Origin of the sequence: Microcystis sp. M_QC_C_20170808_M3Col (assembly GCF_007095505.1) — a bacterium.
Lineage (GTDB): Bacteria > Cyanobacteriota > Cyanobacteriia > Cyanobacteriales > Microcystaceae > Microcystis.
On sequence record NZ_SFBY01000120.1, the window covers coordinates 1 to 7,712 of the forward strand.

General features: G+C 44.2%; 9 protein-coding genes and 2 pseudogenes. 2 read left to right on the forward strand and 9 right to left on the reverse strand.

Features of this window, described 5'->3' with window-relative positions:
- Both EWV84_RS05795 and EWV84_RS05800 read left to right on the forward strand, forming a co-directional pair.
- Window positions 1–258 (forward strand): annotated as a pseudogene (locus EWV84_RS05795) (Uma2 family endonuclease); the annotation flags it as partial.
- Window positions 259–463: 205 nt separating this feature from the next.
- Window positions 464–1,084 carry a metalloprotease gene (locus tag EWV84_RS05800; protein WP_287077084.1) on the forward strand — a complete coding sequence of 207 codons (621 nt, stop codon included), beginning with the start codon at window positions 464–466 and terminating at the stop codon, window positions 1,082–1,084.
- A 51-nt stretch (window positions 1,085–1,135) separates the two neighbouring features.
- Here the strand turns inward: EWV84_RS05800 and EWV84_RS05805 are convergent, their stop codons facing one another.
- The 9 genes and pseudogenes from EWV84_RS05805 to EWV84_RS05840 all read right to left on the reverse strand — a co-directional run bounded on the left by EWV84_RS05805 (window position 1,136) and on the right by EWV84_RS05840 (window position 7,598).
- Window positions 1,136–1,306: a CAB/ELIP/HLIP family chlorophyll-binding protein gene (locus EWV84_RS05805; RefSeq protein WP_002742489.1), complete on the reverse strand. Its 171-nt coding sequence runs from the start codon at window positions 1,304–1,306 to the stop codon at window positions 1,136–1,138.
- Window positions 1,307–1,394: 88 nt separating this feature from the next.
- On the reverse strand, window positions 1,395–2,123 hold the full coding sequence (locus tag EWV84_RS05810) for a Bax inhibitor-1/YccA family protein (RefSeq protein ID WP_287077086.1): 729 nt from the start codon (window positions 2,121–2,123) through the stop codon (window positions 1,395–1,397).
- A gap of 275 nt (window positions 2,124–2,398) precedes the next feature.
- Window positions 2,399–3,379 (reverse strand): chlorophyll synthase ChlG, encoded by a 981-nt coding sequence (gene chlG, locus EWV84_RS05815; protein ID WP_286826890.1) that lies wholly within the window; start codon window positions 3,377–3,379, stop codon window positions 2,399–2,401.
- Window positions 3,380–3,385: 6 nt separating this feature from the next.
- On the reverse strand, window positions 3,386–4,462 hold the full coding sequence (locus EWV84_RS05820; RefSeq protein WP_287077087.1) for a Get3/ArsA fold putative tail anchor-mediating ATPase NosAFP: 1,077 nt from the start codon (window positions 4,460–4,462) through the stop codon (window positions 3,386–3,388).
- Between the two features lie 22 nt (window positions 4,463–4,484).
- Window positions 4,485–4,676: a cytochrome b6f subunit PetP gene (petP, locus tag EWV84_RS05825; protein WP_002742483.1), complete on the reverse strand. Its 192-nt coding sequence runs from the start codon at window positions 4,674–4,676 to the stop codon at window positions 4,485–4,487.
- Window positions 4,677–4,911: 235 nt separating this feature from the next.
- Window positions 4,912–5,103 (reverse strand): annotated as a pseudogene (locus tag EWV84_RS23045) (hypothetical protein).
- Window positions 5,104–5,156: 53 nt separating this feature from the next.
- On the reverse strand, window positions 5,157–5,489 hold the full coding sequence (locus tag EWV84_RS05830) for a hypothetical protein (RefSeq protein ID WP_287077090.1): 333 nt from the start codon (window positions 5,487–5,489) through the stop codon (window positions 5,157–5,159).
- A gap of 254 nt (window positions 5,490–5,743) precedes the next feature.
- The gene (locus EWV84_RS05835; protein WP_287077092.1) at window positions 5,744–6,640 is read right to left on the reverse strand and encodes an ABC transporter permease; all 897 of its coding nucleotides are present in this window, start codon (window positions 6,638–6,640) and stop codon (window positions 5,744–5,746) included.
- Between the two features lie 337 nt (window positions 6,641–6,977).
- Window positions 6,978–7,598, reverse strand: a complete 621-nt coding sequence (locus tag EWV84_RS05840) for a DUF305 domain-containing protein (RefSeq protein WP_287077094.1) — start codon at window positions 7,596–7,598, stop codon at window positions 6,978–6,980.
- Between the last annotated feature and the right edge of the window lie 114 nt (window positions 7,599–7,712).

Genomic DNA, 7,712 nt, shown 5'->3' on the forward strand with positions numbered 1-7,712 from the left:
GAAACCTTAGGCTATTGGTTGGGAACTTGGGAGGGGACTATTGACCGAGAAACGGCAATTTGGGCGAGATTTTATGACCCGGAAGGCAATTTAATCCCCTTGCCAGAAGAAGCGGCACAAGAGCAAGCGGCTGCGGCACAGGAGCAAGCGGCCGCAGCACAAGAGCAATTAAATGCTACTCAGCAAGCTCTGGAAGCGGAAAGACAGCGTTCTCAGCGTCTGGAGGCTCGTTTGCGGGAAATGGGGATAGATTTATAGTACATTTGTGCGGAATGATGAGGGTGGGGAGATAGGGAAATGGCGTGATCTAAACCCTGAGAAATTCTGTAAACTTCGATCAAAAGCCGCGTAAATTCTGTATTTTCTCTGGAAGTCTTAGATATAGCTTTTAAAATTGTGATCGTAGCGGCAAGCTAATCCAGATCAATTAAACTTCTTCCTCACTCCCGACTTTGTTAGTACCATGAAACCTAACTCTGGCCGTAAACGGTTATTATCCCTGATATCTGCTGTTTCTTGTGGCTCCCTCTTGATTTTATCCCCTCTAGCCCAGAGAGCGCAAGCAGACGATATTACGGATGCCTTAGAAGCGGTAATTGAATATACGGCTCAATTACACCAGATCAATTTTAAGTATTTGTTAAACGATGGCCCGATAACCACTCCCTGCGGCGTAATTTCCCTAGCGGCTTTCTGCACTGTAGATAATACAGTCTATGTCAATCTCAAGCAAGTTACTGGTATTAGCGATAATCCTTTATTTCCCCTTTACGCCGTCGCTCACGAGGCCGCTCACGCTGTTCAGTGGAATCGGGGTATTGGTGGCATCGATGAAGGTGGAATGAGCATCGGCATTGAATTACAGGCCGATTGTCTAGCGGGAGATACCCTTTCCTGGTTATTTACCGAAGCGAGAGGCTTATCCAAACAGGATTATATAATAGCGGGAAAACTTCTAGGGGAAGCGGCCTCGGAAGTGGGCGATTTTGAAGCTCCTAATCGCTCCCACGGGACACCGCAACAGCGAGGTGATTCGGTCTTACAAGGATTCTACGGGGAAAATCATGAAGCTTGTATGCGTTAGCTAACAATCAAGGCTATATTTCCCCTAGAATGCCTAAAAAAGCTTAAAAAACTACTGTAACCCTAACCAAGATAACAGACCTTGGCCAGTTAGATACTCGATCAACAGGGTGATCACAAAACCAATCATAGCGGCTCTACCGTTGAGGCGCTCGGCATAGTCATTAAAGCCAAATTTGGGATCTTCTAATTTGGGGGTTTGAGTCGGTTGTGGTTCAGTCATGATCTTTACAGTCCGTTTACATTTCTTTACTATTCTAGCGGAGTTAGAAGTTAGGTTGTAACTAATTTCTAACTCCTCTCTATTTGCCCTAATCTCGACCGTTAAGGGCGATTAAAAGGCGCAGAATAAAGATAAATAGGTTGATATAGGTCAAATACATCGATAAAGCAGCGCTGAGATACTGTTCATCTCTGTAGGTACGGGGCAAGATGTAAAAGTCCACCACTGCCGAGCCGGCAAACAAGAAAACCCCGATGCCAGAAATAGCGATTTCTAACCAGGTGGGAGTAGCGCCACCAAAGATAGAGAAAATTAGCTGACCAATGAGAACAATAAAAAGAGCGAGAATACCGATGCTAACGGTTTTAGTCAGGGCTAAACCATCTTTTTCCGACAGATTCGAGCCGATATTGCGTCCCAACACAAAAGCAATGCCGCAGCCAAGGGCGGCGATTGCCACTCCTCGCAAACCAACACCGGAAGTACCTAAGGCCACATAGACGATTCCACTGAGAGTATAGCCAGAAAGAAGACTATAGAGAGTCAGTAGGGGCAGAGCAGTGCCTGTATTGCCTCTTTCGGCAGTATTACGGGCGACAAAAAATAAAATAATCTCGGCAATCAGAGCGACAAAGAAAGTCGGGAAAAAAATCTGGGGATAGGATTGGATCACACCTAAACCGCCATAGGTTCCCACCCCAGTTAAAATTAGACCGCCACCGAGATAGGGCAGAGCCTTGGGGATAACATTGGGGCCGATAAGTGCTTGGCTTTTGGCCTCGCGTAAAGCTTGACGAAAGTTACTGGTATTACTCATGGTGACTAGGTTCGAGATACTTGTCTCAATCAATCTTGTTAAACAGAAACTATTCTTGATTAGTTTGTCAAGAATGCCGAATAGTTGGCCGAGAAGAAAGAAAGTTTTCCCCTCAAGCACAATTACCTCTTGATTGTAACGAAAAGACTGGTGATCGAGCTAGAAGCCACAGTTTTCACCCCCCTTGACCGCTCAAGTCACCGTAAACAGAAGCCCGATTCAAGGCGATAATGTACCGTAAACTGGATATTTCCTGTTTTCATTAACTACAATCTTCAGAGTATCCCCTGACCTAAAGCCAAACCTGTCACCAACATTCCTAACACTAGAAAAGGCTGGGCGCTGGCTTGATATTTGACATCATTTTTGAGCGGATCCCGCAGAAAATACATATCTTGGAAAGTGATCTGAGGGATAATTAATAACAGTAAAATAGCGGCATAAAGATTCTGATGAATACTAATCAGATAACCCGCAATTCCTGCTTGAAAAACATCGATCATAATCACGCAAATCCAAGCCGAGGTGGTAATTCCAAACATAACTGGTAAGGATTTTAAGCCTAATTTTTCGTCACCTTCCACACTTTTAAAGTCGTTAACGACGGCAATGCCTAACCCCGCTAGACTATAGATGAGGGTTAGGATCATAATTGTCCAATTTAACTGACCAAAAAGGGCGTGACCAGCCCACCAAGGTAATGCTATATAACTAGCACCGAGGGCATAATTTCCCAGCCAACCATTTTGTTTTAATTTTAAGGGTGGCGCTGAATAAATATAGGCGATAAAAGAACCAAATAGGGTTAAACAGAGCATGATCGGGAAATCATGACCGGCCCAGCGATCGAGAAGATAAGCTATTCCTAACCCACCCGCTAATAAAACCAAAATCTGGCCGACTACTTGCGGAATAGAAATTGCCCCCGAAGGAATTGGACGATAGGGTTCATTAATTGCATCGATTTCTCGATCGTAAAAATCATTTAAAGTTTGGGTATAACCAGTCATCAATGGACCGGAAAGTAACATACAGGTGGCCGCTTTTAAGACATCTTCTAAAGACCAAGTATAATCCCCCGATGAAGCTGCCCCACAGACAACCCCCCAAATCAGGGGAATCCAAGTGATCGGCTTCATCAATTGTAAGCGGATTTTCCAGAGGGAAGTTTCTGCCGATGAGGCCCCTTTCATGCCCAATAATTGGCGAGTTTTGGCCGCCCGATCGTCCTTGTTTTCTATCTCGGTGTTCGACATAATCCTTTAAAAAGAAATAATTAAGTAACCGTCTTGGAATTTTGCCCCTTTTACCGCTCGTCCGGTTAGAGGCGGTGGTACATCAATATTACGCCGTTGATCCCCGGCTTCGATGGTTAATTCTGGACCCGATTGCGTCAGTTTTACCTGTTTTTTCTCGAATCCGGGTAAATAAACCTTGACCTGACCGGCTGCCGTATCGATTATTAACGGTTTGGGCGGCTGCACCGTGAGAAAATTGGGTAACTCGGCGATTAACTCCTGCCAATCTTCTCCTTGACGGTCGGGTAAAATTGCGGCCGGCAGCGGTGCAAAATCTTCCGTGGCACTCTGACAGCGATTAAAAATCACTCCCCCCACATTTAAACCGATTTGCTGCGCCCCACCCCAAAGATATTTAGCGTCTGCGATCGCAATTGGATCATCATTGGTGACTAGATAGGCTAAAACTCGCCGAGGATTAGCTAAAGCGGAGCGTCCCTCGTCTAAAATGTTATTATCGGCTTTCTGACCTAAACCGTCGGGATTAAAGGAGAAATTGAACACGGCAGCGGCGATCGGTTGGAAAAAGGGAGAAAGGGTGCGACCAATCTCAGAATCGCTGAAAACCTGCCGAAAACGCCGTGAATACCAGCTGCCCACCTCTGGAATCCCCAACATTCGCAGGCTGTTGATATCTCCGCTGCCGTCGTAGATGATGACATCGTAATTGCCGCTTTTATCCTGTTCGCGCAGGAAATTTAAAGCCAGAGCTTGGTCCATCCCGGGTAAAATGCCCAACTCTTGACCATAAACATTTTTCAAGGTGGGAGAACGCAAATACTGCTTTTCTAATTCCTTGACTTCTTCCCAACTTTTTTCTAGTAAATGGGTACTACTAAGCTGGACAGCCGAGAGATTAGGGGCAATTTCGGTAATGGAGGAGCTAGGGGAGGCCTTGAGGAGTAATCCCCAAGCAGGACCAGAATCTTGACCGATCAAGAGAACTTTTGACCCCAGACCAGCCATTTTTTTTGCCGCAGCGATCGCTATTGTACTGCGACCGCTGCCCCCCTTGCCCAAAAAGGTCAAAATTAAGGACATAGTTAATTCCTAAGCGTTGTATTTAGATGAGTTTGAGTTCATCCTCAAAAAACCAAGTAGCGGTCTTATCATCGAACTGGACAACAGCACCAACACCGCTGCCATCGGTCATCTTAAAATTTTTGATGACACCCACTTTACCTAATTTACCCGCTACATCCGAGTTAACGCGGTCTCTTAAGCGACAGACCTTGACTTTTTGCCCGATTTCCATTACTTCCACAGTTTTAATAAGACGATAATTCAATAAACCAATCCTAAGTTTAATATAAATTCGTGTAAGATAAACCCCCCCAATGCTCTTCAGTTATTGGTCGTTTTAAGATCATCTGCACTTAGCGATCATATATACTAAGCGATAGGACAAAATCAACTTCTTGCTTAGGATAGGCAAAAGGCAATAGGCAATGGGCAATGGGCAATAGGTAGTTAGGGTCTGCTCAATAAATCTAAAAACCTTGTTGGGTAAGACTTTTAGACTTTTTGTCAATCAAAAAGTACCGGACTGGGAGTGATCAGGGGGAAAATTCAGTGACTTTTTCCCTGAAAATTAGGTAATTGACCCCCTCAAAATGGTTAAAACCCTACACCCCACACCCTACACCCCACACCCTACTCCCAAGAAAAACTTTTTGCCGCAAACCCTAGTTAGATATGTGCAATTAATTGTGTCTAGCTACTCAAAAAAGGGGTTTTATTTGGTTTCTGGGGCAGGATTTTGCAGATTTTCTAGTTGTTCCCTTTGCTTGCGTTTAAACTCCTCGGCCGCTTCGTTGATATTATTGCGAGTATCTTCCTGAAATTCCGATCCGTCCCGGCTACGGCGAAAATTACTATTATGAATCAAGTCTAAAGGATTAAAACCACCGAGATCATCCCTGCCATCGGAACTACGTTCATTTTTTTGATAGTCCGGTTGACTGGGGTTCAAGCTTTGAGCTAACACTTGCGGATTAAAATCAGCCCCGATTAATAAAATAGTAGCTAGGAATAAAGACGATTTGATCAAATTTTTTTGAGTATTCATAATCTAACTAACTCCTCAGAAAATTATCTGGTTTTTGGTTGTGAGAAAGTTGCCGGCTTTTCAGTTATCAGTAATCAGTAATCAGTGAAATAAGAACTGTTTACTGATAGATAACTGATCAGACAATTTGAGCAACATTTTTTGAGTATTCATAATCTAACTAACTCCTCAGAAAATTATCTAGTTTTTGGTGGTCAGAAAGTTACAGGCTTTTCAGTGAACAGTAAAATAATAACTGATAACTGATAACTGATTTAAGCAAAACGACGACGAAGTAAGGGCTGAATTGCCAAAAGGATTAGCAGATCAAAAGCTAAGAGCAGGCCTAAAACTGTCAAGAAATTGAGGTCAAGCCAAGGGGTTTGTAAGACTATGCTATCAAAAGACCAGTGCTGATTGAAATAAATATAACGGATCGGTTCGATCGCATAGGTAAGAGGGTTGAGACTAGCGATTACTTTTAACCAATCTGCCATAAAGTTTAAGGGAGCGAGGGCGGTACTGGCAAATAAAAGCGGTAAATTGGTGACGAAAATGACGGCGATTAATTCGATATGTCCGGGTAGAGCAAAGGTTAAACTGAGACTTAAGGCAGTCATACCCAAAACTATTAGGAAAACAATCAAAGCGATCGCACCTAATCCGGCTAAACTGGGCAATCCTGCTCCTAAAAATGCACTAGCGGCCACGATCGAGGCCGTTTGGATGAAACTGAGGGCGATAATATAGATGGTAGAAGCAGCCACGATCGAGTAACGAGTGGTTAAAGGCGCTACCAAGAGACGGTTAAGAAAGCCAAATTCTCGATCGAACATTACCGGCAAACCGGCATTTAGGGCCCCGGAAAAAGCGGTAAAGACAATCACCCCGGGGGCGAGAAATTTAGCATAACTGAGATCGTTGCCGAATAGACCCTGGGGGGCATTATAAAACAATGCCCCAAATAAAATCAGCCACATAAATGGCTGAATTACCCCCGCGATTAGGGTTGAAGGACGACGTTGTAATTGGATGAACAGACGTTTAGTCATGGCCAGAGTTTCTTGCAGAAATTCCCCTAGCACATTTCCCCCATCGTCCACCGTTGCTCCTCTAGTGGGATTGGGGGCTAAACTAGCTTTTAAGGAAGAAGGTGTGATGGTTTGGCTCATGAAATATTTACCTCGAAAGGGAAGGGTTTAGGTAGAGGTTTTGGGATTGTCACTCTCAATCCCTGGCAAGCTAACAGTTTTATTTTAAAGTGAACAGAAGGATAAGTAGTCGTGCAAAATTAATTTCCTAGTGAAGATAGGCAAGAGGCAAGAGGCAAGAGGCAAGAGGCAAGAGGTGGTTAGATATGTGTAATTAATTTTGCGCGCGGTACTTATAGCAGTTATTTTTATTTTGAGGCGATAAGTCTCTGGTTTTAGGGAACACCAGAACTTCTGTATTAGTTAAGCGTACTTGCATTAGGGAACGCACCCTACAAAATTGCGATCGCAATACAAGCTAATGATGCATCCCACCCATTGGATTGCGATCACCAAACCAAGCCATCAACCAAGTTTGCATCTGCTGAATTTCCTGGCGCTGGCTAGTGGCAATGTTCTCAGCAAAGGGTTGGACAGGCTGATGCTTCACCAGATTATGATTCAGGATCATTTGCGACATCATCACGGCTCCCATATGATGTTTAATCATATCTTGTAAAAAAGTTTGATCTAGGGCATCGCCCTGAAGTTGACTCAGATCGCGCATCATGGGAACGTAGGAGATGCTAATATTCCCGCTGGGATACCACTGGTTGAGCCAGTTTTTCATCTGAGCAATTTCAGCAGTTTGCGCTTGAATGATATTTTGAGCAAACTGCCTCATCTCAGGACGACTAGTGCGTGCCAGAATAACCTGGGCGGTATCGATTGCCTCCTGATGGTGGGGAATCATTTGGGCAAGATAGTTAAACTCGCTACTGACCTGCATATGATGCATCCCACCCATGCCGTTGCGAGAAGATTGAGCAGAGGCGGAATCTGGAGAATTTCCAGATGGACGTGTCATAAGTAAAGTTAAGGTTGCAGTCAACCCAAGAGCGGCAACCGCCCCCAGCACAATAATGGCTTTATTCTTCATCGAAAATTTTGGGTCTGAAACCCCGTCGTTTCACGACGGCTTTACTGTTAAATACTAGCACATTTACGGAATATATGCTAAAATGCTCCCCATGGAAAAAGCCTATTGGTTTCG